The organism is Bacillus sp. JH7, assembly GCF_001563515.1.
Classification (GTDB): domain Bacteria; phylum Bacillota; class Bacilli; order Bacillales; family Bacillaceae_G; genus Bacillus_A; species Bacillus_A cereus.
Window position 1 is genome coordinate 2,232,690 of record NZ_LPUS01000001.1, and the last position, 26,555, is coordinate 2,259,244.

Here is a 26,555-nt window from a genome sequence, read left to right on the forward strand (position 1 = left end):
GCCAAATGTACCGCTTAACTATTAAAATCTTAATAAGTAAAAAATCCATATTTCGTTTTATTTACTTTCTACTTTATTTCTTTTGAATACTGAACTCTTTTCTTCAAACGAATGATCCCTACTATTATTTTTGTATCTTTCTAAATTTGCGAACAAAAGTGAGTACTGTGCCTGTAATAATCATCAATATGCCGATTGCTGCACTGTTAGTTGTACTTACACCCGTCTTTGGAAGCTCCTTATATGTATATTCTTTTTTATCGCTATTACTGTTGTTAGAGATATTACTCTTATTTGCCTTATTAGCAAGGCCATTAGCTTTGCTAGTTTCTTTATCTTTCACTAATACTTTTTGTATCGTATTTACCTCATTACCCATGGAATCTTTGACACTATATATTATTTCATAAGTACCAGCTTTAGTTGTATCTATAGTTCCTTCATACGCTATTTTAGAAGTAAGGTCACCGTCCTCTTTATCAGTAGCTGATACCCCTACCAACGGATCAAATTGATCACCCTCAGTAATTGAAGTTGTAGCAGGTACTTTTAGTATTGGTTTATCATTTTTAACTTCTTCTCTAACTTTGACCGTTACAGTTTGCTTCGCCGTTACTTCATGGCCTTTTGAATCTGTAACTGTGTATTTTAATACGTAAGTACCGGCTTTATTTGTATCTACTTCACCATCAACTTTGATTTTAGAAGTAAGATCACCGTCTTCTTTATCGATAGCTAATACTTCTGCCATTGGAACAAATGAATCTCCTACATGAATTGTCGCTCCAACAGGCACTGTTAATTTAGGTTCTAAATCTAATATTTCTCCATTTCCCTCTACAATTACAGTCTGTGTAGCCGTTGTAGTTCTCCCTTGGGAATCAACGACCAAGTATTCCACAATGTATGTACCTGGTTTTGAAGTATCTACATCGCCTTTATGCTTTACTTTATTTGTTAAATCACCATCTTCTTTATCAACAGCTTTTACATTTCTCATTGGATCAAACGTATCACCTACACGTAGTGTAATCGTAAACGGCACAGTTAACTCTGGAGCTTGGTTTTCTGCTGTTTTTTCGTTTTCTTTCACTGTTCCGGTAATTTTTGCAGCATCAAAAGCATTTTGGACTGCTTGAACTTCAATTGAGCTCGTTCCATATTTATTAGTTGCCACTTTAAGGCATGCCAATTTCAATTCAGAGAAATTAGAAGTCATGTTTAATTCATCAGTATTTGCATAATAGAAAATATCAAACATTTTATCTTCACCAATACCATTTACATTTACACCGTTATGAGTACCACCTTGTGCAATTAAATACGCAACTTTATTAATAATACTTGAGTTAAAATGAACGCCTCCATAATCCTCTCCATTTAAATCATTATATTTACTATAATCATCGGGATACGGTAGTCCTTCTGAAAAATTAATTGCAGTTGGATTTTTCATATTACGAAAAGTCGATCCAGTTTGCTCTCCTATTGTCCAGTTAAATTCCCCATTATTTATGTATTTCTCTATAGCCGTTCCCATAATATCCGATAATGCCTCGTTAATTGCCCCAGATTCTCCTGAGAATTCAAGGTTAGATTCACTTGATGTAACTGCGTGTGTAAATTCATGACCGGCTATATCGAACGCTTTTACCATAGGATCTCCATATAAAAGCATACTGATGTTATTAATATTAGTACTAAATGCATTCTCCCAATTTTCAGGATCATTTGTTCCTCCAGAATCCCATGCATGTACAACTGAAACTACTTTTTTTCCTTTATTATCAAAACTATTACGATTATATTTTTCTTTATAAAAATCATATACCTTTGTTGCTAAGAAATGAGCGCTTACCGCCTTTGGATCATTAAATGTTGTTGAAGCGCTAGTTGCTAGTATGCCAGGATAATAACTTTCTTCATTTGTAATATCTCTATAATTTACATCATATGTCTCAATTCCTTGCCCTCTTGTGTAATCAGCAAGCGCATAATTCCCACTGGTCTGTTTAGAAATACCAAATGTACGAGTTACGCCTAAATCATCTTTTCCTGTTCCAGTTAATGATGTGAAATTGCTAGTTTTATTTTCCTTAACGGATTCAACATACTCTTCACTTATTTTCAAACTTGATTCTTGTACCATATCTTTTAATATATCGCCATTATGAGCATTCACTAAATAAGTTCCAGATACATAATTTGGTGTTGTAGCAGCAAATGTAACTTGATATGCATTGCTAGCCTGCCCATGATTTCCATCAACAAAAATAACCGCCTTAACTTCTGGTTCAGAAATAAATTTAATGTCGTTTCCGTACTTTTTATAAATATATTGTTTCGCTTCTTCTTTTGATAAATTAATAGGTTTCTTTAAATCTTCTTGTGTTAAATTTTGTGCGCTAGCTCCTGAAATGCTTTTAATAATACCTTTTTTATCTACGTGAGCAGTTAACTGGTGGCCATACACTTCTTTTCCTTCATATATTTGTTGCATGCGCACAAGTGTAGTTCCATCATAAGAACCACGTTTTTGAAGAACCTTGTAATCTACTCCTGTTTCTGCACTAACTTGTTTTGGAGACAAAGCATGCTCCGTATTTTCCTTAAGTGCATCTTTCACTACATTCTCTGGCGCCTTTTTTGATGGTTGTGTAAGATCACCTGTACGGAACGAATCCTCTTGAATTTCAACTTGCATTTGACCAGGTTCCTCTGCATGACCTACTCCATATGGTGTTACACTTGTTAAAACAAATCCTGTTGTTAATGCAACTATAGCTATTTCTTTTTTATTTCCCATGGTATTTACCTCGTATAAATTTCTATTATTTATATGAAACTGCTAAAATGTATACAATCTATTCCTAACATAAAAAGATGACTTTTGTAATCTACAAAAGCCACCTCTTCAATATATAATATCGCTAAAATGTTTTTAATACATAATTTCTATACAAAAAAGAAAAAAGCATTCATTAACGAGCATTTTGCAATACTTTTATTAGGTCATTTATATTTTCAACTTTCTGCTGAAACTGATCAAATCTGTTATGTAGCGATGAAGGATTTTTATCTTCAGTTGAAATAACTTGTTTTAATTCATTTTCTAATTTATCATACATATCAAAAAAATTATCAAATTCTACACTTACAAGCTCTTCATTTTCGCGATAGAATCTTTTTGCTTCTATATAAGTCATATATGATTTATTTAAAAATCCTAATGAAATTAAATATTTAGAAGTGTTTTCTTGATAAATAGCAATATCACATGCTATTTTAATATCAGAATAAGTCTTTTGAACGAGACAATGCAATTCAAAAATCTTAAACTTTAATCCATTATTCATTTCATCCCCTCCCATCGTATCTATTCTACATAAAATTAGAATATTATACAAAGAAAATTATTAGCATAAAATTGACAATTAAAAAAATAACTTAAGGATAAACAAAATCCCTCTCATTATAAATTATAGTTGCGGAGCATTTACCAACATAACAGCAAAATAAAAAACGAAAAGAATAAATCTTTCCGCTCTTAGAGTAATAAATACATTTCATATTGCGCTAAAGAATTCTTTTCAAATCCACATTTCTTTAAAAAACCCTCCAATAAATTATTGTTAGGAAACCCAATTGATAAACTTGATAAATGTAATTCTTCTCTTGCTACTTGTAATAATTTCATCCCAACACCAATATTTCTATAATTTTTGTCTACGAAAATAAAACTAATTTTACCTTGTTCATTTACACATAGAGAGCCTTTTAAGTCATTATCGACATATGCACCATAAAATACATTATTTGTTTGTTCGATATAATCAATATCATTTTGCCAATTTATATGGAAGTTTAACCATTTCTGAATTTCATCTTTAAAAGTTGGAAATTCTAATTGTTTTACTTCAATATCCTTACAATCTTTATTCATTATTTTAGTCAAATCATTTAAATTATAATAAGAAAGATCGTACACTTTTTCATAGCCCAACTTATTATAAAAATGAATCGCTCGGTCGTTTCCTACAATGACTTCGAGAAAAAGTTGCTTACATCCATGTTGAATCGCCTCTTCTTTATGCAGTTCAAATAATTTTTGACTCACACCAATACCGCGGTAATTAGGATGAACCGCTAATGTTCCGCAGCGCATAGTCTTTATACTTTCATAATCCTTTATGCCACCTAGTATTACGCCAACAGATTTGCCTTCTTCTAAAGCAAGAAAAGAATGTTCTAGCAAATTACCTTCTGGTCCCAAAAAACGTTGTATAAAATCCTCTTTTGAAACCTCCATCTTAATAATGTAATCTGAAAATCCATCTTTAAAAGCTTCATATACTAAATCAATATTTACTTCACTACACCTTTTATATTGAATCATATAAAATTGCCCTCCAACTGCTTATATTAAACTCAACGTGTACCCATATAATATATTCCATCTATTATAAATTTCAGCTCTTAATTTGAAATGAGCGGACATTTCCCTACATATAACTCACTATTGATTTGTTTTATAACAAACTATCTATTATTTACTACATTAACCTCATAAACACGTAAAAAAGCAATTAAATGCTCACATGCTCTTTCACATGCTAGCATTTTAAAGATTTTTTGTTCTTCTTTCGTTTTATCATTTGCTTGATCTGAAGCAGCTTTTAAACAGAGAAATGGTTTTTTATTTATTTGGCATACATAGGCGAAAGCTGCTACTTCTTGATCAACTGCCAATGCTCCATATACGGTATGGAGTAAATATCTCATTTCTGAACTACGAATACGTTGATCTCCTGATAAAAATGTACCGAAATGTATCGGATCATACGATCGTATTTTTTTTATTCTTCTTACAAGTGATTTTGTTGTTTCAATAGGTGCTGTTCTACCGTTATATAAATTAAAAACATCTTCTCCTGAACCAGCAGCAGTAACATCATGTTGTATTGCGTTTAGTGCGACTACAATATGACCGTTTTTCACCTTGTTTGATAAACTTCCGCATATTCCTGTCATAAACAGCTCATCTGGCTGAAACTCACTAATTAACAATTGTACACAACTAGCGCAGCTTACTTTACCGACACCAGTAACAACTGATATAATTTCCAGCTCATTAATAGTATGAAAATGAAATTCCCAAGCTGCTCTTTTTTCAACACGTCCACTTGGATAATGTTGATGCAAATACGTCAGTTCTGGTTCCCATGCAGAGACAATTGCAATACGTTTCATTACACGCTTCACTTCCCCTATTGTCATTTAAATGAGTTATCTATACTTTCTCATTCATAATCTAGAATCCATTCTTTATATTTCTTATATAAATCTCGTATTATTTCTTTATTCTTCCCAATTACTTCACTTCCTCTATCATCATACATAAACATGATAATATCTTTCGTTGCATTTATGAGAAATACATTTGGATAAGAAATTTCTTTTTTTCGTCCAAATCGAGGATACAGAGCAGAGAAATCCTCATAATTAGCAGCTTGTATAAGCAATTTATACTTAATACCTTCCGCAAGACATTTTAAAGAAAATTGATATGTACAATATAAATCTGCTTCTTCATCTTCAAATAGAAACGGTAACGTTTCTTGTCTTATATGAAATCTTAAATCTCTTTTCTTAATATATTTATTGTATACATTTATTTTCTGTGGAGTTTTTATGTTTTCCTTTTTAAATCTATAAACATTTGTCACTACAAACACTACATCTTCTTTTGAAAATATATCTTCAAATAAGAATTTATTATATGTATATAGTTGAGAAAAGTATTCCATATTTAAATCGTCGGTTCCTTCTACAATTTGATATTTATCTTTTCCAAAATCAAAATGTAAATGATTTTCCCACTAAGAATATAAGTAGGGTACTAATGTAACTCCTGGAAATGTTTGATTCACATATTCTTTTAATTGCATTTCCTTGTCCTTTCTACTGTACAATTCCTTTTAAATCCCAGTATGCTTCTTCTAGCCATGGATGTATAACTTTCAATGTATCTTTCCTTTCCCACAAATATGAAATATATACAAAAGCTGCTTTTTCCAAAGATTTTTCCAATCCTTTTTTTATTTCTATTAAATATGGTGGTGTCCCTTTTTGATCCCATTCTATTTTATCTGCAACAAATAATACTAAATCCATCTTCGTTGCATGTTTACGCAACGTTGTGTGGCAACAAATTGCATTTAAAATCTCTTCATCTTCTACTTTAAATATTTCTTTTGCGATTACTCTCGATAGTTTTTGATGAATGATCATAGGAAACTTTCTTTCTGCTTCCACTATTTCTACACCAAATTCTTCAGCAACTGCAATCCGCTCCTCGTTCGGAAAAATGCCACTAATATCATGTAAATATCCTGCAATTGCTGCTTTTTCTTTATCTACGTGAAACTTTTCTGCAATCTTTTTTGCCTCATTTGCCACACGAATTGAATGTTTATATGTAAACTCTTTATTATATTTTAGTAGAAAAGCTTTAATATCATTTTCTATTTTTCCAGTTGGAGTAAATGAATATATATCATTACATAACATAGAAAATCCCCCTTATAACTAACTTTCATTATAATGTAGGATCTAAATATCCTCGTTATTTTATATTCGTTATTAATCTTTTTACTCCTTTTTAATACGTTACATGAAATTTTATACAGAATCATCGCTACAAGTACATAAATGTTTGATATTATAGTAATGTTGATGATTTGTAAGGAAAGGAACTACACAATGAATAAAAACATATTAATTATTGATGATGATAAAGAAATTGTTGAATTACTTGCTGTTTATTTGCGAAATGAAGGCTATAACATTTATAAAGCTTATGATGGCGATGAAGCATTGCAAAAGGTTTCTACATATGAAGTTGACCTTATGATTTTGGATATTATGATGCCAAAACGAAACGGTTTAGAAGTTTGTCAGGAAGTGCGTGAAAATAATACTGTACCAATTCTAATGCTTAGTGCAAAAGCAGAAGATATGGATAAAATATTAGGTCTTATGACAGGTGCCGATGATTATATGATCAAGCCATTCAATCCATTAGAATTAGTAGCAAGAGTGAAAGCTTTATTACGAAGATCATCTTTCCAAAACGCTACTTCGCAAAAGAATGAAGATGGTATTATTCGTATTCGCTCTGTTGAAATACACAAACATAATCATACTGTTAAAGTAAATGGAGAGTATATTAAACTAACCTCTATTGAATTCGATATTTTATATTTGCTTGCAAGTAATACAGGAAGAGTATTTAGTTCAGAAGAAATTTTTGAACGCGTTTGGAATGAAGATGGTTACGGTTCAAATAAGACTGTAATGGTCCATATTAGCAACTTACGGGATAAACTTGAAACAGTAATAAATGGAGAAAAATTTATTCACACTGTTTGGGGAGTTGGCTATAAAATTGAGAAATGAAGCATTTGATATATTAAAAGATATCCCTAAATGGAAACTTATTTTTTGGCTCTTATTAGCTATCACACTCACGCCTATTACTGAATTAATTATTTATCGCCTCGTTACGAGTGTAATTGAGAGTTCACTTACTCTAACTGAACTCGGTAAAGAATTCATTCGAATTTTTGGTTATGAAAAGTATAAAGGGATTAAAGAATCGTTATGGATGATGATTGTATCTTATTTGTTTTTATTTTCTATTTTTTCATCCTATCTTTACATTTTTTATCGTCACGAGAAAAAACTTTACTATGAAACTTGTATTAAAAAAATGATAGAAGAAATTCGTTATATTGCAAATGGAAACTTCAATCATAAAGTTTCTATTGTAAATCATAATTATCTAGAAGAATTAGCAATCGGGGTCAATGAAATTGTTGAACAATTAAAAGTCTCCATTGATGAAGAAAGACAAGCGGAACAAGCAAAAAGTGAACTTATTACAAATGTATCACATGACTTACGCACTCCCCTTACTTCTATAGTTGGATACGTAAATTTAATCCATCATGATAATTATAGAGATGAAGTAGAATTGCGATACTATATTCAAGTCATTTACGATAAAGTAACTCGTCTTAATGCATTAATGAATGACTTGTTCGAATATACACGTGTTCAAAATAAAGAGTTAAGCTTGTATTCTGTCCCTATTGACATAGTAGAGTTACTTGGGCAATTAACTGTTCAATTCCGTATACAATTTCAAGAAGCAAATATAGAATGTCGACCTTCTTTCCCATCTCAAAAGCTCATGGTATTAGCTGATGGTGAAAAATTAGTGCGTGTGTTTGAAAATCTTATTATAAACGCTATCGCTTATGGAAGCGAAGGTCGCTATATTGACCTTACTGCTTATGAAAGCAATAATATGATTACAATTGATATAACAAATTACGGACAACCTATTCCTAGTACGGATTTACCTCATATTTTTGAACGTTTTTATCGCGTTGAGAAATCTCGCTCTACAAACACTGGTGGATCTGGACTTGGATTAGCTATTGCAAAAAGTATAGTCGAATTGCATAAAGGAACAATTGAAGTATATAGTGATGATGAAAAAACAACATTCACTGTAAAACTACTCCCATACAAATGTTAATATTATAAATAAAAAGTTCAATTTCTTATCATATAAGAAATTGAACTTTTTTCCATTAATACCCAAAATTTAATAATCCTTTATAATTCTTTAGAAATTCTTTACCTTTTCTTTCTTCCTAATTAAGCATTCCTTTTTACAATACTAGTATTGATGTCATAATAGGAGGATCGCTTATGCAATTCTTAAAGAAATTCGCTATTTTATTATTATCTTTTTTTATTACCGCACTTATCGTTTTATATTTTTATCTTTATGTAAATGGTCCGATTATTCAAGCTAAATCAGCTATTTTAATAAATGCTAATTCAGGTGAAATTGTTTATAAAAAAAATGAAGAAACTCCGGTACAATCAGCTGCTTTATCTAAATTAATGACAGAATATATCGTATTGGAGCAACTAAATGATAGAAAAATACAGTTAGATGACTTAGTACAAATAAGTAACGAAGTTTTCCGAGTAGAAACAAGCCCTATACAAGTAACATCGAATGATAAAACAACGGTTCGTGATTTACTTCATGCATTGCTACTGGCAGGGAATAATCGTTCTGCACTCGCTCTAGCAGAACACATTGCTGGAAATGAAGATAACTTTACAGTATTAATGAATAAAAAAGCAAAAGAACTAAAGTTATTACAACCATCTCCATTTCTAAACTCTACTGGAATTAATAATGATACAGATAAACAATCAACTACAACAGCGATAGACGCAGCTAAACTAGCAGCAAAATTAGTAAAAGATTTTCCAGATGTATTGAATATTACGAAACTAACCTCTTACCAATTTACCTTCAAAGATTCCCAGGTTTTCAATACGAATAAAATGATATATTCCCTTAATGAAAACATTAAACTTCAAGGTGTTGATGGCTTACAAACTAGTTTTTCAACTAACGGTAATTATAGTTTTGTCAGTACAGCAAAACTTGGAGATACTAGACTAATTTCAGTAATATTAGATGCAGATGAAGAAAACATTTCATTTATTGAAACAAAAAAGTTGCTACAGTATGGTTTTGATCCTTCCTCGTACTCTGCACTCCAAGCTTTTAAAGACGCCCTTACATCTTGGACAATATTGCTTCAGTTTAAAAATTTAATTATACAAACTATAATGATTTTTTTAATCATTACCACCTTAATGTTTTTACATATACGTCAGAAAAAATCCGAGGATTTCAATTAAGAAATCTTCTTATATATATAAAACCGACTTGCGCTTAAGATGCAAGTCGGTTTTTAATTCTATCATCCTCTTCAAATTTGCTGAAACTGGTTGCAAGTTTAACTTCCTCGCCCATACAGACAGCTGACCAATATGATGAATTTCATATCCCATTACATGTCTTAAAACCTATGTTTTTTGAGGCATACATCCATCTCTGTTTCCTTTCGTTGTGTTCGTTTGTTTAGTTTAAATGGGTTAATCTATTAATTCTATTAAATCCAACAATTGAACTATTACATTTTAAAGTTCTACTCATATACTATAGTAAATTACTAGAAAGGAGGTTTAACTATGGATAGTTGCGTTGTATTTGTAAACGGACAACCTTTTTTAGTTCTTTCAGTAGCTGGTATTGAAATTGCTAGATTAGAGATTTCCCTTCAAGTAGCATTAGCTCTAAGAGTGCTTGGGATACCAATCTGTGATTAATTACCAAATTAAAAGAAAAAGAGGGCATTAGCCCTCTTTTTTTATTTTCTTCTCACCTTTTCTTAACAACAAACAAAATTCAAATTTAATTAATTATAAAAAATTAAAGTATATGAACGTTACATGAAACACTTGTTAAGATAGCTGTCCTTCACACTATTTATTTCGCCGACATTATATAATCAAAGCACACAATGATTAACTTTTTATACGGCTTATTTTAAGTGTGCTAGCATTCTAGGCTAGATAATTATGACTGCAAAAAAACTTCAAGTTCTCGTTTATATAAATTAAATAACGCTTTCACTTTTTGAATCGATTGATAATCTTTAAATTGCTGTTCTCTATCTTCTTATCCTTGAAGAGCACTAATCCAACTATACTCTACATCTACAATATGAAATAATGTTTCTAAAATACCACCAGTTTGCAAAGTAAATCTTCCTCTGAAAGTTGTTCACACCACTTAAACCAATCATCTCTTACTTGCCAATTATATTGAAATAAAGTGTACACATTTATCTCTCTCTTACTTCAATTATCCACCTAACAGCATCTGTTATATAATGTGGCTCATCTTTTTGAATATAATGACCACTTTGTTCTGCAATTATTAGTTTATTTTTGTTTGATAATTTTAATAATTCTTCTTGCAATTGTAACCATTTTATTTGTGCATCTTGCGAATAAAAAGCTTTTTTACCAGCAGCTAACACGACGAGTGGAATATCTCTCGTCGACTGACAATATTTATCTGCTTCACCCAGACTAAACATAAACTCTTCATAAGAACTTTCATGTACAAATTGTTTATAGTAAGCTTCTTGAAATTCTGGAGACATGATTGGCAAAAATGCTTCTTTATAATTTTCTGGTGTCGAATCAACCAAAACTATTCCCAACATATCTTCAGGATAAAAATCAGTAAATAAACGTGCATTTATACCACCAAAAGAATGTCCTACAAAAATATAAGGTGGCTTCAGTTGTAAAAGATTTAAGCATGTTCTCAAATCTTTTACCATTTCAGAACTAATACGTTTCTTGGAACTCTTCCCGCTTTTGCCTAATCCAGCCCGATCGTATGTAAGTACCGTACCATATTCCGTCAGTTCTTCAGCAGTTTGATTCCATGCCTTCGAATAATCACCATAGCCTGATTCCAATATAATAACAGGCTGCTGCTTCTTTCCTTGGAATATTTTCGTATACATTTTAAAATCAGCAACTTGTATATATTCCTCTATACATTTAACCATTGACAATCACTTCTCTTCGGCCAAGTTCCTCTACAGCGTGATTAATTATTTCACTTACAGATAAAGAACCATCCAATATGATATCTGAATTCGGCTTAACAGTATGAATTGCCTCTAAATAAGCTTTTCTCGCATATGTCATGTAATGTTCCAAATCATTATGTATTTCATCTATTGTACCTTCCTTAAAATCTCGCAAAATCCTTCTAGCCATCGCAATATCTAAAGGCGTATCAATAAATATAGTTACATCAATGAATTTTCGCATCTCACTATTTAAGTATGCAAAAGGATAATCTACAATAATATAGTCTAAGGTATTATTTTGTATAAGTTGCTCAATATCATGAATTAATGGTGTTAATACCCACTCGTCGTAATTCGCCCCATCATCAATCCATTTACAAATATCAGCAGGAGATTTATCAAATGTGTAACTATCAAAATATAGAGCTTTTGAGTTTTTAAACTTATGCTTTAATCTTTCTGTAATTGTAGTTTTACCTCCCCCCGAAACAGCTGCAATTGAAATTATTTTTGTTTTATTATCCACTATACCCACCAAACCCCTTTGTTAACATAATATAATTATAAATTACTATCGTTGCTACTTCTTCCATTCATATTCTAACATACTCATTTCCCATAAATTCCAATACGTTTCTCCTACTCTTTTTGACTCTCTTAATAAGCCTTCTTTTACAAACCCTATTTTTTCGTAACATGAAATGGCCGATGTATTAAAATCATACACACCAAGAGTTACTCTATGTAGTTTTAATTCGTCAAAAGCAATATGAAGTACTGCTTTCATCATATGTTTTCCTATAGAACGTCCTCTCATCTTCGTATTACCAACTAATACTTTTCCAATTCTAGCGGACTTATTAATATTATCTATTTGCCCAAGCGAAATATGTCCAATAACGTCTGAAGTCTCTTCATCTACTACTTTGAAAGCGAGTGTATTTGCACTTTCTATATACTTCTCTAATTGCTGTTCGTCTAAAGGAAATGTGAATGCATTTCCTGACCATTGTATTAGAAATTCTTCGGAATTAATCCAATTTATTAATTGTTTAAAATCAGATTTCTTAAAGCTTTCTAGTTTAATCACTTCCTTGCTCCTTTCGTACATCATGCTTTATAACCTCAAACTTATTTCTATATAAAGAATATATTCTCCTTTTATATAAAATTAAAATAAAGCCATTCATGTGAATGGCTTTACAAAAAAGCAGCATAATTATGCTTTGTTTGCTACATCAATACCATTAAAATCAAAGTCAGCAGTAACCGTTGTAACCGGTGGGAAAATTGCTTCAATTTTGCAAATGGAAATAATTACTCCAACCGATCCAGGAATAGCCGCAAGCCTAACTACATCACAACTTACAGACGAAACAGTACCTACATAAGTACGTCCCTCTGTATTAATTTGAACTGTTCGATTAATTAATTTCTTAAGTTCATCTCTAATTCCTTGTACACAAGAATTATCACATTTCTCATGCTGTTCTTTTTTACACTCTTCGAATACTTCCCAACAATCATCTTGTTTACATGTACACTTCTTTTTACAATTATTAAATCGAGAACCCAATACCTCACCCCCTAATCCTTTCTATTAGTAAAGTATGTCCACTAGCTTAAAAGGGTACGAGGCAAACACATAAAAAGAAAAAAACAAACAATTGTACCAAACTTTCTTTTCATTATTCATTATAAAAACAGACTTCTCCTAATTAAAAGCTTTTTAATGAGCGGCCGTGAATTTAGTCCTACTCCATTTAATGTTTAGACACCACTTTCTAAAACAAACCTTTTTTCTTTTAAATAAGACGCCCCTTAAAAACACACTAGATTTTCCCATTAACTCACATATACATAGACTTTATTTGTGGATTTCCCATTTTTCATTGTGAAATATACATTTAAAAAGCGTACTCGAAAATAAGATATTATTTGTAATCAGAACATTTTCTTCAACAAGTGTTTATTGAAAAATACCATAACTAGTAGTAGTTCTCTCCACTTTCTCTTAAAAATTAGCATAGTTTGTATGAATTCTATATCGAGTAGAAGACACTCTATCATATAAAGATAAAATAGTAGGTTAATAAACAAGCAATTTTTTTATTAAAACATAGAATAATATGAACACTATTGAAAGGAGGTAGAAATAAATGTCCTGGAAAAATGATTGCTGGAGTTCTCAGAAAAAGCATTGTTGTGATGATTGGTGGAAATCTAAAGAAAAACATCATTGTGATGATAATTGGAGTTCTCAGAAAAAGCATTGTAATGATGATTGGTGGAAATCTAAAGAAAAGTGTCATTGTGATGACGATTGGAGTTCTCAGGAAAAACATTGTAATGATGATTGGTGGAAATCTAAAGAAAAGTGTCATCGTGATGATGATTGGAGTTCTAAACGAAATAAGTGTCGTTGTAAATGTTTCTTTATTTGTTGCCATTGTAAAAGGAAAAATTGGTAATATTTTCGATGCCAACTTAAAGGAAAGAATATGTCTTTTGGAACCGATAAATACTAGAATGTATTATACAAAAAGCTGACTGAATATAATCAGCTTTTTATCAATGAACACGTAAAGATTTCAACAGACATATGTATTTACTGATTAGGTGGGCTATTAAGAAAAAACAAGCTAACTCTTATAAATCGATTTTTAATTACTTCACGTACGTATAAAGCTTTAGATGCCCTCATTACTTCAGACGAATTCACCAGTATTTTCAGCAAAAAATTCATGGAATCTTTAATTAGTCGAGTACTTTCATTGCCTTCAGAAACCCCAGAGACAAGCGGGGTTTCTTTTATTTAAATAAAGATTTTGTTTAAACTTTACAAAACTCACCTATATTAAAATATCTTCTAAAATCCTTATTGAACATTTATAATACTATTAAACGGTTTAAATTCGACAATCAGTAATGGAGGCATTTTAATGGGAAACATCCCAAAAGTATCATCACACCAATCAAATCCTAATATACCCTCACAGCAAGTGAATCCTAATACCCAACAAGGTAGTATAAAAAAAACAAGACGCCGTATTATAACTACTTTGGCTTTTATATTACCTATAATTTTTGTCCTTCAATATTCTCTGAATAACCAACAAGAAATGATTAAAGAAAAACAAATCACACTTAATACGGAACAACAAAAATTATCTTCTGTAAAGAAGGATGGTCATTCCCTTAACAAGGATGTCAAGGCTTTAACAAGTAGTGAAGAAGAAATTTTAAAATTCGCAAGGAAACTGTATGGATTTTCCAAACCGAATGAAACTATATTTCAAATAACTGAATAAAATTACACGGCATTACCTAAAAGGCGATTTGAAGATAATCGCCTTTTTATATTTAATTTCTAAAGGAATCATACTAATCTCTCTTTCTATCATATAACTACTTTGTTTAATTTGTTAAAATAAAACCGCTTGTCCGTTTCACTTTGCTCTATCATTACATTTACTATTAGTAATACGATTTTTAGAGGTGATAAATAATGGACGAGTTTTTATCTTTTGCTGCACTTAATCCCGGTTCTATTGGACCTACACTTCCAACTGTTCAACCTTTTCAATTCCCTACCGGTCCCACCGGTTCTACAGGAGCTACTGGATTAACCGGATCAACTGGACCGACTGGGCCAACCGGATCAACCGGACCAACCGGATCAACTGGATCAACTGGATCAACTGGATCAACTGGACCAACCGGATCAACTGGATCAACTGGATCAACTGGACCAACTGGACCAACTGGACCAACTGGATCAACTGGACCAACTGGATCAACTGGACCAACTGGATCAACTGGACCAACTGGACCAACTGGACCAACTGGATTTAATCTTCCTGCTGGACCTGCATCTATTACCTTGACTTCTAACGAAACCACAGCATGTGTATCCACTCAAGGAAATAATACTTTATTTTTTTCGGGTCAAGTATTAGTAAACGGTATTCCTACTCCAGGGGTAGTGGTCAGTTTTTCGTTTAGTAACCCATCTCTTGCTTTCATGGTTCCTCTTGCTGTCATTACCAATGCCTCAGGTAACTTTACCGCTGTATTTCTAGCCGCTAATGGGCCTGGAACAGTAACCGTTACTGCTTCTCTTCTTGATTCTCCTGGAACAATGGCTAGCGTCATTATTACCATTGTGAATTGTCCGTAATGATTTTATTTTTAAGAACTAAGCAATTTCTAATAAAAAGAGCACTGATTTTATAGTGCTCTTTTTTTATCATTTGGATGTGCCTTTCAAATTAAATTTCGTAACAGCCTATTAAAATAACGCTTTTATTGAATTTCATCCTTAACAAAATTTAATTACTCCAATGAATAAACATGCCACAGTATCGTATTTTAATAAAAACTATAAAACAGACATACTTAACACTAATAGTAGAATTTTTCTTCTTCATCAAATTCACTTCTTTTCTTTTTATAAACATAAAAAAGGATCTCTATTTATATAGAGATCCTTTCTAACTTTATAATTTACTAGACTGTAACCCCTGAATAAACGGAACTACTTCAGGATTTACAAGCGATGATAAATCACCTAACTCTTTTCCTAAGTAAGCTGCTTTAATAACACGGCGCATTACTTTAGAGTTACGTGTTTTCGGTAAATCTTCTACAACGTGGATGTCTTTAGGACACAACGCTTTTCCAATATGAGAGTTTACTAAACTCATTAATTCTTTCTTTAATTCTCCTGTGAATGTTACATGATCTCTTAATACTACAAAACAATGACAAACTTCACCTTTTACTTCGTCAGGTACACCAATTGCAGCAGCTTCAATTACATCGTTATGTTTCACAAGAATAGATTCATATTCAGCAGGTCCAATACGTTTACCTGCAATATTTAACGTATCGTCTGAACGCCCTGTGATGATATATTGTTCACCATCGTAAATGACCCAGTCACCGTGGACCCATTTATTTTCAAAACGTGACCAATATGTGTTCACGTAACGTTCATCATCTTCCCAGAAGCTTTTCGTCATACCTACCCAAGGTTTCTCTAAGCATAATTCTCCGACTTCATCTCGAATTGGTTTACCTTGATCATCCAGTACGACAGCTGCCATTCCTGGTAAAGATGCGTTAAAACTAATCGGTGCGATTGGCTTAATAAGAACATTACCGAAAATCCCACCAGAGATTTCAGTTCCACCTGAGTAGTTACAGATTGGAACATTTCCTTTTCCAACTGTTTCAAACAGCCACATCCATGGATCAGGATTCCAAGGTTCTCCTGTTGATGCGAATACTTCCAAACTCTTTAAAGAATGTTTATTGACATACTCATCACCTTTTGCCATTAATGCTCGGATTAACGTTGGCGAAATACCTAGATGAGTAATCTCATATTTATCAACTGTCTCCCATAACCGGTCTGCTTCTGGGAAGTCTGGAACACCTTCGTACATAACCATCGTTGCTCCATTAATGAGTGAACCGAATAATAGAAATGGCCCCATCATCCAGCCCATATCAGTTACCCATAATACACGATCACCTTGTTTAATATTCATTCCAAATCCTGCATCAAAGGCTGCTTTCAAAGGAAATCCTGCATGCGTGTGTACTGTTCCTTTCGGCTTACCAGTCGTTCCTGATGTATAAATGAGCATTAATGGATCATCGCTTTGCATTTCTTCGGCATGTATGAATGGTTTTTCTTTTTCTAGCGTACTCCACGAAAAGTCATAGTTATGTGGTGTAAAATCATTTCCTGCATGACGAACGATTACCACTTTTTCAACAGTTGGGCAATGTTCACAAGCTTTATCTACTTCATCTTTTAAAGAAACAATTTTACCTCGGCGTGAAAATCCATCTGCGGTAATAATCATTTTTGAACCTGCCGCTTGCACACGTGTCATAACTGCATCAGACGCAAAGCCTGAGAATATTGGTGAAATAATTGCTCCAATTTTCATTACAGCTAGCATCGCAACAACTGTTTCTGGAATCATCGGCATATAAATTGTTACACGGTCACCTTTTTCAATACCCGCGTGTTTCAAACCATTGGCAACACGGCTTACCCAGTTATCAAGCTCTTCATATGTAAATGATTTTGAAGTTCCATTTTCCCCTTCGTACTGAAGTGCTGGCTGTATTCTCGTCTCTTCATCCGCAAGCCAGCGGGATAAAGCTGATTCTACAACGTTACATGTTCCGCCATTATACCACTGTGCAAACGGTGTACCATTTTCTAAATCTAACACTTCTGTATAAGGTTTCATCCATTGATAGCCTACTGCTTTTTCTGCCTCTCCCCAAAACCAAGCTGTTTCCTCAATAGATTTATTATAAAAAGTTTCATAGTCTTCATATCCCAATGATTTCATCCAACCATATAAACGTGTTTTTTCCTTGTACTCTTCTGTTGGAAACCAAACTGCTTGTTTCAATGTTTTCCCCTCCTTAACTTTTTGAGCAAGAAAGCCCTAAATAGGGCTTTTAAACTGGATATACAGGATGTTTACGATCTGTGAATACTTGATATTTGCTCATATACATTTCGAAACGTCCTTTTAACTCTTCACGTAAATTGTTTGGATGAACAATACCATCAATCACCATCTCTGATGCTAAGTGGTATATATCAATATCTTTCTTATACTCTTCACGTTTTTCAGCAATGAAGCTAGCACGCTCTTCTTCTGGTAAAGCTGCAATTTTATTTGCATATACAGCATTAACCGCAGCTTCTGGACCCATTACCGCAATAGAAGCTGTCGGTAATGCCAGACAGCAATCTGGTTCAAATGCTGGACCTGCCATCGCATATAAACCAGCGCCATATGCTTTACGAACAACGATAGAAATCTTCGGTACAGTCGCTTCACTCATTGCAGAAATCATTTTTGCACCGTGGCGAATAATACCAGCACGCTCTACTTTTGTACCGATCATAAATCCTGGTACATCCGCAAGGAATAATAATGGAATATGATATGCGTCGCATAAATTAATAAACTTAGCAGCTTTATCAGCTGAATCATGGAATAATACGCCGCCCTTCATACGCGGCTGATTTGCAATAATACCAACTGGCTTACCATCAATACGTGCTAAGCCTGTAATTAGCTCTTGAGCAAATAATTTTTTTACTTCATAGAATGAACCTTCATCAATAACTCTATTAATGAGATCTTTCATATTGAAAGGAGCATTTTGATTTTCTGGAATGATTTGTTCTAACGTTTTATCGAATTGTTTCGGTTCTTGAGGTGTAACCAATGGAGTCTTTTCTAAGTAGTTATTTGGAAAATATGAAATGTATTGTCTTGCTTGTTTAATCGCATCTTCTTCTGTCTTACATAAAACATCTCCGCATCCTGATACAGAGCAATGCATACGAGCTCCGCCCATCTCTTCTAAAGTTACCTTCTCACCGATAACCATCTCAGCCATACGAGGAGATCCTAAATACATAGATGCATTTCCTTCTACCATCATTACAACGTCACAAAAGGCTGGAATATACGCACCACCAGCTGCAGAAGGTCCAAATAACAAGCATACTTGAGGAACTTTACCTGATAACTTCACTTGATTATAGAAGATTCTTCCTGCACCGCGGCGCCCTGGGAACATTTCTACTTGATCTGTAATACGTGCTCCAGCAGAGTCGACTAAATAAAATAACGGAACACGTAGTTTTTCAGCTGTTTCTTGAATACGTAAAATCTTTTCAACTGTGCGTGATCCCCATGATCCAGCTTTTACAGTAGAATCATTGGCCATTACACACGCAGTACGACCATGTATTTTACCCGTTGCCGTTACAACGCCATCCGCAGGTAAGCCTGTTTGTTCACAGTTAGCAAATAATGCATCTTCTACATATTCGCCATTATCAAATAGAAGCGCTAAACGATCTCGAACAAATAATTTTCCTTTTGCTTTATTTTGCTCATGATATTTCGGTGCCCCGCCTTGTTTAATTGTTTCAACTCGTTCTTCAAATGAATTAGATTGTTGTTTTTGGTCTAACATATTTACTCCCCCTTATACATCGGTTTGCGTTTTTCTTTGAATGCCTGTAATCCTTCTATTCGATCTTTCGTATGGATTACACCTTCATACGCTTGTTTTTCCATTTGTAATCCGGTATGTAAATCAACTTGAATACCATTTGAAATTGCCTCTTTTGCTAATCGAACAGCAATAGGTCCATTACTAGCAATTTTCTCTGCTATTTCAATCGCTTTCTCTTCAAGTAAATTAGCTGGTACAACAAATTCTACTAAACCGTATTCTTTTGCTTCTTGCGCTGAAATACGTCTACCTGTATAAATTAATTCTTTCGCTCTACCAACACCAATTAATCTCGGTAAGCGCTGTGTACCACCTGCTCCTGGTATAATTGCAAGTGTCGTTTCAGTAAGACCAAGACTTGCAGATTCAGCAGCAATTCTAAAATCACAAGCTAAACTTAATTCCGTACCACCACCAAGTGCAATTCCATTTATAGCAGCAATAACTGGCTGTGGTAATTGTTCAACCATCTCCATAGTAGTGCGAATCATACTAACAGCATGGCGAACTTGTTCTTCATTCATACCGGCACGCTCTTTTAAATCTGCACCAGCACAAAATGCTTTTTCACCAGCACCAGTCAAAATAACTACACGTGTGTTTGAATCTTCACTTATTTGAGTTAATATCGTTTGTAGTTCATCTAATAATGCCAAAGATAATGAGTTTGCTTGTCTTGCACGATTTAACGAAATCTTTACTACGTGAGGTGTTACATAATCAACTGAAATGTTTTGTAATTGTAGCATCTTCTCACCTACTTATCGTTTTATGTTGAAGCGCTCTATACACATGACTCAGTAATTGGATATTCAACTTACTTTGAATAAATTGACTAGCTCTCAATAACTTTTCTTCGTCTATATTCGTTTGGACTCCTAATTTATGGAGCATATGTACTAGGTCATCAGTGGCAACATTACCTGATGCTCCTGGTGCATAAGGGCAGCCCCCGAGTCCACCACAAGAACTATCAAACGTTGTAATACCGTATTCTAATGATTTAACTACATTCGCTAGAGCCATTCCATACGTATTATGAAAATGCATGGCAAACTGCGAAGCATCATACTTCTTTAATAGATGTTCTAATACTTGTTCTACTTGTAATGGATTCGCTACACCGATTGTATCCCCAAGAGAAACTTCATAAATGCCGTATGAAAATAGTTGATTACATAATTCGTCAACTGCTGCGACACTTATATCCCCTTCATAAGGACATCCAAATACAGTAGAAACATAGCCTCTTACCTTTTTCCCTTCGAATAATGCCTGTTTTGTTATATCTTCAATTACAACTAATGCTTCTTTAATCGATTTATTAATATTACTTTTATTATGAGATTCACTTGCTGATAAAAAAACATTCACCTCATCTACATTTTGCAAAAAAGCTCGTTCCAAACCATTTTGATTTGGAACAAGCGCAGCATATGTAACATTTGGATCCCTTTTCAGCTCAGAAAATACATCATTTGCATCCGCTAATGCAGGGACCCATTTTGGGTGAACGAATGAGGAAACTTCAACATACGACAATCCTGCTTCTGTAAGTAGTTGAATCCATTTTACTTTATCTTTTGTGCCAACAATCTTTTTTTCATTTTGTAAGCCATCACGTGGCCCGACTTCTTTAATGACAGCAAAATTAGGTAGTTTCAATTCGCTTCCCCCTATATCTCCCTATTCAATTTCTAATAATACATCTCCTTCATTTACAAAATCGCCTTCTTGCACATTAATTTTCATAACTGTGCCAGCTTCTTCTGAAATGATTGGAATTTCCATTTTCATAGATTCCAAAATGACGACATCCTGCTCTTCCTCTACTGTATCTCCTACTCCTACAACAATCTTCCAAACGTTTCCTGCCATCGATGCGTATACTTTCGTCATCATTTTTTCCCCCTTAATATTGTTAAATCTTATTTTTTAACGAGTTGTTTCGTTACAAAGCCTGTTGTATAAATACCCTCTTTGAACACTTCGTCTTCCAAAACTTGCAGTAGCATTGGTGTGTTCGTTTTAATACCTTCTACTTTTAATTCCTCTAGAGCATCATGTAATTTTGAAATTGCTTCTTCACGAGTCTCGCCATGTGCAATGACTTTCGCAATCATTGGATCATAGAAAGGTGTAATCGTTACATGATTTTCTAAGAAGTGATCAATCCGTACATTTGACGGTAATGTTAAATCTGTAATTTTCCCAGGTGACGGGAAGAATGTTTTCGGATCCTCTGCATAAATACGAGCTTCAATGGCATGACCACTACGTTTTACATCATCCTGAGTAAATGATAGTTTCTCTCCACTTGCAATCAGAAGTTGTTGTTCTACAAGGTCTAATCCCGTAATTTCTTCTGTCACTGGATGCTCTACTTGTAATCTCGTATTCATCTCTAAGAAATAGAAGTTCTTCTGATCATCTACAAGAAACTCAACTGTACCTGCATTTGTATAACCAAGTGCTTTGGCAGCTTGTACAGCAACTTCTCCCATCGCCTTTCGTGTACCTTCATCTAAAAATGGTGAAGGTGCTTCTTCGATTACTTTTTGATTTCGGCGCTGTACCGAACATTCACGCTCCCATAAATACACTGTGTTACCATGTGTATCTGCTAAAAGCTGAATTTCAATATGATGCGCGTCTGCTATATATCGCTCTAAATACATTTCTCCGTTACCGAAGAAGTTTTGCGCTCTCGTTTTATTACTTTCAAACGCTTTGGTGAGCGTTTGCTCAGTTTCCATCAACTGCATACCAATGCCTCCGCCGCCTGCGGATGCCTTAAGCATTAATGGATAACCAATTTGTTTTGCAATTTCAATTGCTTCTTCAGCAGTTTCAATATTTGTAGTAATACCTGGGACTACTGGGACATCTGCTGCTTGCATTGCGATACGTGATTCGATTTTACTTCCCATCTTCGTAATGATTTCTTCTGAAGGACCGATAAATACGATTCCTTCTTCTTTGCAGCGAACCGGAAAAGACGGATTCTCTGATAATAAACCATAACCCGGATGAATTGCTTCTGCATTTGTCTTCTTAGCTATTTCAATAATTTTTTCAAGGTTTAAATAGCTTTCTTGGACACGCGGTCCACCTACTAAGTAAGCTTCATTTGCCATTTTCACATGAAGGGCATTTTCATCTGCTTCAGAATAAATAGCAACAGTGCGAATGCCAAGTTTTTGACAAGTTTTCATAATACGAACAGCGATTTCCCCGCGATTCGCAATTAATATTTTTTGAAACATAGTGATTCCTCCCTTTTATCTACATCCTAAATGTCTAGCAATTACGAGACGTTGAATTTCAGAAGTTCCTTCACCAATTTCTAATAGTTTCGCATCACGAATATGTCGTTCAACTTCATATTCACGCATATAGCCATATCCACCATGAATCTGTACTGCTTGATTCGCAATACGGCTTGCCGCTTCCGATGCAAATAGTTTTGCCATTGCCGCTTCTTTACCGAAAGGTTTATCGTTATCTTTTAACCAAGCTGCTTTATGTACTAAATTGCGTGCTAGCTCTACTTCAGTCGCCATATCAGCTAATTTAAATTGAATCGCTTGGAAATTAGAGATTGACTTTCCAAATTGTTGACGTTCTTTCGCATATTGCAATGCACGTTCAAAGGCTGATTGCGCAATACCAACTGCCAATGCTGCGATTGAAATACGTCCTCCATCAAGTGTATATAAAAATTGTTTAAAACCTTTATTTACATCACCAAGAATATTTTCTTTCGGTACACGAACACCATCAAGTACGATTTCACAAGTATTAGAAGCGCGAACGCCCATTTTATCGTAAGGACTAGAAATCGTTAATCCTTCACTAGTAGTAGGTACGATAAATGCTGAAATGCGTTTTCTACCATTCTCTTCAACACCGTTGACAGCGGTTACAATAATGGTATTTGCATACTCTGCGTTTGTAATCCAACACTTCTCACCACTGATTACATACTCATCGCCATCTAGTACCGCTTTCGTTTGGGTACCACCTGCATCTGATCCAGCATTCGGCTCCGTTAATCCGAAGGCACCTAATGTTTTACCTGACGCCATTGGAACTAAATACTTTTGTTTTTGTTCTTCTGTACCGAAATAATAAATTGGAGAAGCACCTAATGAAATTGTTGCAGCATAGCTTAAACCAGTGCCACCACAAGCGCGACCAATTTCTTCAACTGCTAACGCATACGATACAGTATCGCCACCTGAACCTCCATACTCTTCTGGGAATGGGATGCCTAATAATCCTAGTTCGCCCATTTTTTGAAATGTTTCATATGGAAACTCTGCAGTTTTGTCATAATATACAGCTTTCGGTGCGATTTCCTTTTCAGCAAAGTCACGTACCATTTCTTTAATCATTTGTTTTTCGCGAGTTAGAGTAAATTCCATTCCGCTACACACCCCTTATCGAATATTGAGTTTCGACAGCGTGCGAGTTTCTACTACAAACATAACAACTTAAAAGACAAGAATATTAGTTAGACAATTGCTATAATTCTGTCATAACTTAATTTTAAAACAGATTCTGTACTAATGCACAAAAAAATTCCTACATTGTTCTACAACAACATAGGATATTTTGTGTCGAATTATGTAATTTATTGTTTAATAATCTCTACCTTTTCCCGAATCAGAAATTTCTACTAATGCTTCAGGGTATGGTTCGAAATACGTTTGTCTTAATAAATACTTTTCATCAAATCGAATGGCCCATGATTTTAAAATTGTAAGTAAACTACTAAGTGGTATTTTCTTTTCTGCATACTTTTGTAACAGTTCTATAAAATGATCTTTTTCTTGTTTTTTTAGCTTTGTTTTAAAGTATCCAAAAATGTGCTCGCATACATTTACATTCGATGTATAGCGGGGGGTGCGCATAAATAATTCATATAAAGTCTTCTCATAGTTTTCAAATACAACTTCAATCTTTTCATTTTTGTGATTTGCAATTATACGCCCTAATTCCTTTTGTTTCACTTGATTATATGCCATAAATAAATATTTATTGTCCGACTGAAACGATACAAGGTCTTTCATATTTTTATTATGTTTAATCATTTTGTAATATGCGATTGTAAATAGTCTTGTAAAGAAATGCTCTCTAATAATAAAATTCGACAATCTGCCTTCCTCTTCAATAGGAAGATGCGAAAATTTTTTTACTACTGCTCCGCCAAATAAGCCCGATCCTTTTCCCTTTGCTGGCGCTTTTTCAAAACCAGAATAAATTTTCACATCACGCGTACCACAACTTGGTGAACGATTCTTTAAAATAAAACCATCCACATCCGATATTGTTTGTAAAAAGTCATTTGAAAACTGCTCCATTTTTTCAGTTACATCTTCTCGTGTCGACGGTTGCACAAGTCTGTTCTCACCATTTTCTTCTACAATTCGTATCGTTTCACGAGGAGTTCCCAATCCAATCTCCACTTCTGGACAAACAGGTATAAATGTAACAAATGGCTGCAAATTTCGTATTGTTACATCTGGAATCATCTCTCCATTATATCGACAAGCATCAAATTCTAAACATTTACTTACGACGATTGTAGGTTTTGCAAATTGTCGCATCTCATTACCTCCTTAGTGCTAGTCCGTATACTATAAATTGTACTAAGATTAACATTTTAAGCAAAGTTTGATTCATTTATTTTTATGAGAAATATATATCCAATAATATATTAACAATCATTCAACTCTATTTTCAATAAATGTGCGCCCTATTATACTGGTTTAGATATTGTGAAATGAATAATACACAGATGCTCCGGAGAAATTAATGATTAAGAAAGGAGGGAATTGTTATGAAAAAGAAATTATCATCTATTTTAAGTGTTTTAGCACTCTCTATTATGTTTTTAGGTACATCTGCGCAAGCTGAATACGATGGAAATAATATGAATAGAGTGAATAACACTGATATTTCAACTCGAGTAAATGACAATAATTTAGACAGAGTTAATAATGATGTAAGAACTCGAAATGTAAATACAACAAATGATTTAAATGATAATCGTGATAGAAATAATAATTGGGCTTGGCTTGGTTTATTAGGACTAGCAGGATTATTAGGTCTTAGAAGAAGAGACAAAGAAACACGCTGATTTAGAATGTTTTTAATAAACAAGTACTTATTTATCAAAAATATATAACGAAAATAAATCGCCTTTTTAAAGGCGATTTATTTTTACTTAAAAAGTAATATATGTAATTCACACTTCGACGATTAAATTCGTGGAGTTAATCCATACAATATAAATTGAATCGTATTTTCAATTTCTGCTTCATCATTCCATTTTTCTTCAGGTAATAATAAAAATCGTGTTAATAATAAACCTAATACAGCTGATAAAGTAAGACGTAGTACGGAAGATGGTGGTATCTCAATAATCTCTCCTTCTTCTTGAAATTTCACAATCAACTTTTTGAAATGTGAAAACAGTTCTGTTTCTACTAATTGCTGTATTTCATTTTTTAGTTCTGGTTGAAATGGTACTTCTTGAATTAATATTTTTATCATAGGAAAGTGTTTTTGAGCAAATTTAAATCTATTATGAATTACAACCCTTAAAAGTCCTTCATACGATTCATACTCTGATTTAAATATTTCTTTTGCAAAGGTTTGTACGAAAAATGGTGCAACGAACTTAGTTAAAGTTGGCATTACGACCGCTAGTAATAAATCTTTTTTCGTCTTATAGTAGCGGAAGATGGTTCCTTCCGCTACACCAGCACGCTTTGCAATTTCACTTGTTGAAGTTGAAGCGTATCCTTTTTCTCCAAACATATCAACAGCCGCCTCTAATATTCGCATTTGACGTTCATTTCGTTTATCCGTATTAGTTGCAGCTATTAATTCCTCCAGCCAATCCTTCTGCATTTATAA

At 33.5% G+C, this 26,555-nt stretch carries 27 protein-coding genes and 4 pseudogenes; 8 read left to right on the forward strand and 23 right to left on the reverse strand.

Features of this window, described 5'->3' with window-relative positions:
* Positions 1-124: 124 nt before the first annotated feature.
* From AU379_RS11300 to yqeK, 6 genes and pseudogenes are all read right to left on the reverse strand, one after another.
* A complete protein-coding gene (locus AU379_RS11300) occupies positions 125-2,806 on the reverse strand; it encodes a M4 family metallopeptidase (RefSeq protein WP_061139270.1) in 2,682 nt (893 codons plus the stop codon).
* Between the two features lie 175 nt (positions 2,807-2,981).
* The gene (locus AU379_RS11305) at positions 2,982-3,356 is read right to left on the reverse strand and encodes a hypothetical protein (protein ID WP_001059023.1); all 375 of its coding nucleotides are present in this window, start codon (positions 3,354-3,356) and stop codon (positions 2,982-2,984) included.
* Positions 3,357-3,547: 191 nt separating this feature from the next.
* Complete coding sequence (locus AU379_RS11310; RefSeq protein WP_061139271.1) at positions 3,548-4,396, reverse strand: GNAT family N-acetyltransferase; 849 nt, start codon at positions 4,394-4,396, stop codon at positions 3,548-3,550.
* A 143-nt stretch (positions 4,397-4,539) separates the two neighbouring features.
* Complete coding sequence (locus AU379_RS11315) at positions 4,540-5,277, reverse strand: S-adenosylhomocysteine nucleosidase (RefSeq protein ID WP_061139272.1); 738 nt, start codon at positions 5,275-5,277, stop codon at positions 4,540-4,542.
* Positions 5,278-5,300: 23 nt separating this feature from the next.
* Positions 5,301-5,948 (reverse strand): annotated as a pseudogene (locus AU379_RS11320) (DUF3885 domain-containing protein).
* A gap of 13 nt (positions 5,949-5,961) precedes the next feature.
* Positions 5,962-6,570, reverse strand: a complete 609-nt coding sequence (gene yqeK / locus AU379_RS11325; RefSeq protein ID WP_000882443.1) for a bis(5'-nucleosyl)-tetraphosphatase (symmetrical) YqeK — start codon at positions 6,568-6,570, stop codon at positions 5,962-5,964.
* 192 nt (positions 6,571-6,762) lie between these two features.
* On the opposite strand from yqeK, the gene AU379_RS11330 reads away from it, so the two are divergent.
* The 3 genes from AU379_RS11330 (at position 6,763) to AU379_RS11340 (ending at position 9,798) form a co-directional block, all read left to right on the forward strand.
* Entirely contained in the window at positions 6,763-7,458 is a 696-nt protein-coding gene (locus AU379_RS11330; protein WP_001038807.1) for a response regulator transcription factor, read from the forward strand.
* Entirely contained in the window at positions 7,448-8,605 is a 1,158-nt protein-coding gene (locus tag AU379_RS11335) for a HAMP domain-containing sensor histidine kinase (protein WP_001243309.1), read from the forward strand. The genes AU379_RS11330 and AU379_RS11335 overlap by 11 nt, the downstream gene beginning before the upstream one ends.
* Before the next feature lie 176 nt (positions 8,606-8,781).
* Complete coding sequence (locus tag AU379_RS11340) at positions 8,782-9,798, forward strand: D-alanyl-D-alanine carboxypeptidase family protein (RefSeq protein WP_001160052.1); 1,017 nt, start codon at positions 8,782-8,784, stop codon at positions 9,796-9,798.
* A gap of 9 nt (positions 9,799-9,807) precedes the next feature.
* Here the strand turns inward: AU379_RS11340 and AU379_RS30265 are convergent.
* Positions 9,808-9,966 (reverse strand): annotated as a pseudogene (locus AU379_RS30265) (DinB family protein); the annotation flags it as partial.
* Between the two features lie 165 nt (positions 9,967-10,131).
* Here AU379_RS30265 and AU379_RS28990 point away from each other — a divergent pair.
* Positions 10,132-10,269: a DUF3956 domain-containing protein gene (locus tag AU379_RS28990; protein ID WP_000376554.1), complete on the forward strand. Its 138-nt coding sequence runs from the start codon at positions 10,132-10,134 to the stop codon at positions 10,267-10,269.
* A 253-nt stretch (positions 10,270-10,522) separates the two neighbouring features.
* Here the strand turns inward: AU379_RS28990 and AU379_RS30565 are convergent.
* The 5 genes and pseudogenes from AU379_RS30565 to AU379_RS11365 all read right to left on the reverse strand — a co-directional run.
* A pseudogene (locus tag AU379_RS30565) lies at positions 10,523-10,785 on the reverse strand (DinB family protein); the annotation flags it as partial.
* A 2-nt stretch (positions 10,786-10,787) separates the two neighbouring features.
* On the reverse strand, positions 10,788-11,528 hold the full coding sequence (locus tag AU379_RS11350) for an alpha/beta fold hydrolase (protein ID WP_061139273.1): 741 nt from the start codon (positions 11,526-11,528) through the stop codon (positions 10,788-10,790).
* Positions 11,521-12,081 (reverse strand): AAA family ATPase, encoded by a 561-nt coding sequence (locus AU379_RS11355; RefSeq protein ID WP_002061416.1) that lies wholly within the window; start codon positions 12,079-12,081, stop codon positions 11,521-11,523. Before AU379_RS11355 ends, AU379_RS11350 begins: the two co-directional genes overlap by 8 nt.
* A 54-nt stretch (positions 12,082-12,135) precedes the next feature.
* On the reverse strand, positions 12,136-12,669 hold the full coding sequence (locus AU379_RS11360) for a GNAT family protein (protein WP_000990082.1): 534 nt from the start codon (positions 12,667-12,669) through the stop codon (positions 12,136-12,138).
* Between the two features lie 105 nt (positions 12,670-12,774).
* Positions 12,775-13,131, reverse strand: a complete 357-nt coding sequence (locus AU379_RS11365) for a hypothetical protein (protein WP_000535577.1) — start codon at positions 13,129-13,131, stop codon at positions 12,775-12,777.
* 563 nt (positions 13,132-13,694) lie between these two features.
* On the opposite strand from AU379_RS11365, the gene AU379_RS11370 reads away from it, so the two are divergent.
* The 3 genes and pseudogenes from AU379_RS11370 to AU379_RS30920 form a co-directional block, all read left to right on the forward strand.
* Positions 13,695-14,105 (forward strand): hypothetical protein, encoded by a 411-nt coding sequence (locus tag AU379_RS11370; RefSeq protein WP_170925778.1) that lies wholly within the window; start codon positions 13,695-13,697, stop codon positions 14,103-14,105.
* Between the two features lie 392 nt (positions 14,106-14,497).
* On the forward strand, positions 14,498-14,866 hold the full coding sequence (locus AU379_RS11375) for a septum formation initiator family protein (protein ID WP_000526886.1): 369 nt from the start codon (positions 14,498-14,500) through the stop codon (positions 14,864-14,866).
* Between the two features lie 197 nt (positions 14,867-15,063).
* Positions 15,064-15,120 (forward strand): annotated as a pseudogene (locus AU379_RS30920) (exosporium leader peptide-containing protein); the annotation flags it as partial.
* A gap of 17 nt (positions 15,121-15,137) precedes the next feature.
* On the opposite strand, the gene AU379_RS30925 reads toward AU379_RS30920, so the two are convergent.
* The 10 genes from AU379_RS30925 to AU379_RS11425 all read right to left on the reverse strand — a co-directional run bounded on the left by AU379_RS30925 (position 15,138) and on the right by AU379_RS11425 (position 25,240).
* On the reverse strand, positions 15,138-15,458 hold the full coding sequence (locus AU379_RS30925) for a DUF4573 domain-containing protein (RefSeq protein ID WP_061139274.1): 321 nt from the start codon (positions 15,456-15,458) through the stop codon (positions 15,138-15,140).
* 45 nt (positions 15,459-15,503) lie between these two features.
* On the reverse strand, positions 15,504-15,719 hold the full coding sequence (locus AU379_RS30930) for a hypothetical protein (protein ID WP_000236249.1): 216 nt from the start codon (positions 15,717-15,719) through the stop codon (positions 15,504-15,506).
* A gap of 335 nt (positions 15,720-16,054) precedes the next feature.
* Positions 16,055-17,995, reverse strand: coding sequence for an AMP-binding protein (locus tag AU379_RS11390; RefSeq protein ID WP_000806481.1), 1,941 nt, complete (start codon positions 17,993-17,995; stop codon positions 16,055-16,057).
* A gap of 49 nt (positions 17,996-18,044) precedes the next feature.
* Entirely contained in the window at positions 18,045-19,586 is a 1,542-nt protein-coding gene (locus AU379_RS11395; protein ID WP_000886742.1) for an acyl-CoA carboxylase subunit beta, read from the reverse strand.
* A 2-nt stretch (positions 19,587-19,588) separates the two neighbouring features.
* Positions 19,589-20,377 carry an enoyl-CoA hydratase gene (locus AU379_RS11400; protein ID WP_061139275.1) on the reverse strand — a complete coding sequence of 263 codons (789 nt, stop codon included), beginning with the start codon at positions 20,375-20,377 and terminating at the stop codon, positions 19,589-19,591.
* 4 nt (positions 20,378-20,381) lie between these two features.
* Positions 20,382-21,293, reverse strand: coding sequence for a hydroxymethylglutaryl-CoA lyase (mvaB, locus tag AU379_RS11405; protein ID WP_061139276.1), 912 nt, complete (start codon positions 21,291-21,293; stop codon positions 20,382-20,384).
* Between the two features lie 21 nt (positions 21,294-21,314).
* Positions 21,315-21,530 carry an acetyl-CoA carboxylase biotin carboxyl carrier protein subunit gene (locus AU379_RS11410; RefSeq protein WP_001987345.1) on the reverse strand — a complete coding sequence of 72 codons (216 nt, stop codon included), beginning with the start codon at positions 21,528-21,530 and terminating at the stop codon, positions 21,315-21,317.
* A 26-nt stretch (positions 21,531-21,556) separates the two neighbouring features.
* Complete coding sequence (locus AU379_RS11415; RefSeq protein WP_000486742.1) at positions 21,557-22,894, reverse strand: acetyl-CoA carboxylase biotin carboxylase subunit; 1,338 nt, start codon at positions 22,892-22,894, stop codon at positions 21,557-21,559.
* Positions 22,895-22,909: 15 nt separating this feature from the next.
* On the reverse strand, positions 22,910-24,055 hold the full coding sequence (locus AU379_RS11420) for an acyl-CoA dehydrogenase (RefSeq protein WP_000397282.1): 1,146 nt from the start codon (positions 24,053-24,055) through the stop codon (positions 22,910-22,912).
* Positions 24,056-24,271: 216 nt separating this feature from the next.
* Positions 24,272-25,240 (reverse strand): DUF523 and DUF1722 domain-containing protein, encoded by a 969-nt coding sequence (locus AU379_RS11425; protein WP_001248645.1) that lies wholly within the window; start codon positions 25,238-25,240, stop codon positions 24,272-24,274.
* 233 nt (positions 25,241-25,473) lie between these two features.
* On the opposite strand from AU379_RS11425, the gene AU379_RS11430 reads away from it, so the two are divergent.
* A complete protein-coding gene (locus AU379_RS11430; protein ID WP_000728151.1) occupies positions 25,474-25,773 on the forward strand; it encodes a WGxxGxxG family protein in 300 nt (99 codons plus the stop codon).
* 122 nt (positions 25,774-25,895) lie between these two features.
* Here the strand turns inward: AU379_RS11430 and AU379_RS11435 are convergent, their stop codons facing one another.
* The gene (locus tag AU379_RS11435) at positions 25,896-26,549 is read right to left on the reverse strand and encodes a TetR/AcrR family transcriptional regulator (RefSeq protein WP_001168198.1); all 654 of its coding nucleotides are present in this window, start codon (positions 26,547-26,549) and stop codon (positions 25,896-25,898) included.
* Positions 26,550-26,555: the final 6 nt, after the last annotated feature.

Coding starts and splice junctions, on each gene's coding strand:
- AU379_RS11300 (WP_061139270.1), bottom strand. CDS start 2,806: ATGGGAAATAAAAAAGAAATAGCTATAGTTGCATTAACAACAGGATTT.
- AU379_RS11305 (WP_001059023.1), bottom strand. CDS start 3,356: ATGAATAATGGATTAAAGTTTAAGATTTTTGAATTGCATTGTCTCGTT.
- AU379_RS11310 (WP_061139271.1), bottom strand. CDS start 4,396: ATGATTCAATATAAAAGGTGTAGTGAAGTAAATATTGATTTAGTATAT.
- AU379_RS11315 (WP_061139272.1), bottom strand. CDS start 5,277: ATGACAATAGGGGAAGTGAAGCGTGTAATGAAACGTATTGCAATTGTC.
- yqeK (WP_000882443.1), bottom strand. CDS start 6,570: ATGTTATGTAATGATATATATTCATTTACTCCAACTGGAAAAATAGAA.
- AU379_RS11330 (WP_001038807.1), top strand. CDS start 6,763: ATGAATAAAAACATATTAATTATTGATGATGATAAAGAAATTGTTGAA.
- AU379_RS11340 (WP_001160052.1), top strand. CDS start 8,782: ATGCAATTCTTAAAGAAATTCGCTATTTTATTATTATCTTTTTTTATT.
- AU379_RS28990 (WP_000376554.1), top strand. CDS start 10,132: ATGGATAGTTGCGTTGTATTTGTAAACGGACAACCTTTTTTAGTTCTT.
- AU379_RS11350 (WP_061139273.1), bottom strand. CDS start 11,528: ATGGTTAAATGTATAGAGGAATATATACAAGTTGCTGATTTTAAAATG.
- AU379_RS11360 (WP_000990082.1), bottom strand. CDS start 12,669: ATGATGTACGAAAGGAGCAAGGAAGTGATTAAACTAGAAAGCTTTAAG.
- AU379_RS11375 (WP_000526886.1), top strand. CDS start 14,498: ATGGGAAACATCCCAAAAGTATCATCACACCAATCAAATCCTAATATA.
- AU379_RS30930 (WP_000236249.1), bottom strand. CDS start 15,719: ATGGTAATAATGACGCTAGCCATTGTTCCAGGAGAATCAAGAAGAGAA.
- AU379_RS11395 (WP_000886742.1), bottom strand. CDS start 19,586: ATGTTAGACCAAAAACAACAATCTAATTCATTTGAAGAACGAGTTGAA.
- AU379_RS11400 (WP_061139275.1), bottom strand. CDS start 20,377: ATGCTACAATTACAAAACATTTCAGTTGATTATGTAACACCTCACGTA.
- AU379_RS11410 (WP_001987345.1), bottom strand. CDS start 21,530: ATGATGACGAAAGTATACGCATCGATGGCAGGAAACGTTTGGAAGATT.
- AU379_RS11415 (WP_000486742.1), bottom strand. CDS start 22,894: ATGTTTCAAAAAATATTAATTGCGAATCGCGGGGAAATCGCTGTTCGT.
- AU379_RS11420 (WP_000397282.1), bottom strand. CDS start 24,055: ATGGAATTTACTCTAACTCGCGAAAAACAAATGATTAAAGAAATGGTA.
- AU379_RS11425 (WP_001248645.1), bottom strand. CDS start 25,240: ATGCGACAATTTGCAAAACCTACAATCGTCGTAAGTAAATGTTTAGAA.
- AU379_RS11430 (WP_000728151.1), top strand. CDS start 25,474: ATGAAAAAGAAATTATCATCTATTTTAAGTGTTTTAGCACTCTCTATT.
- AU379_RS11435 (WP_001168198.1), bottom strand. CDS start 26,549: ATGCAGAAGGATTGGCTGGAGGAATTAATAGCTGCAACTAATACGGAT.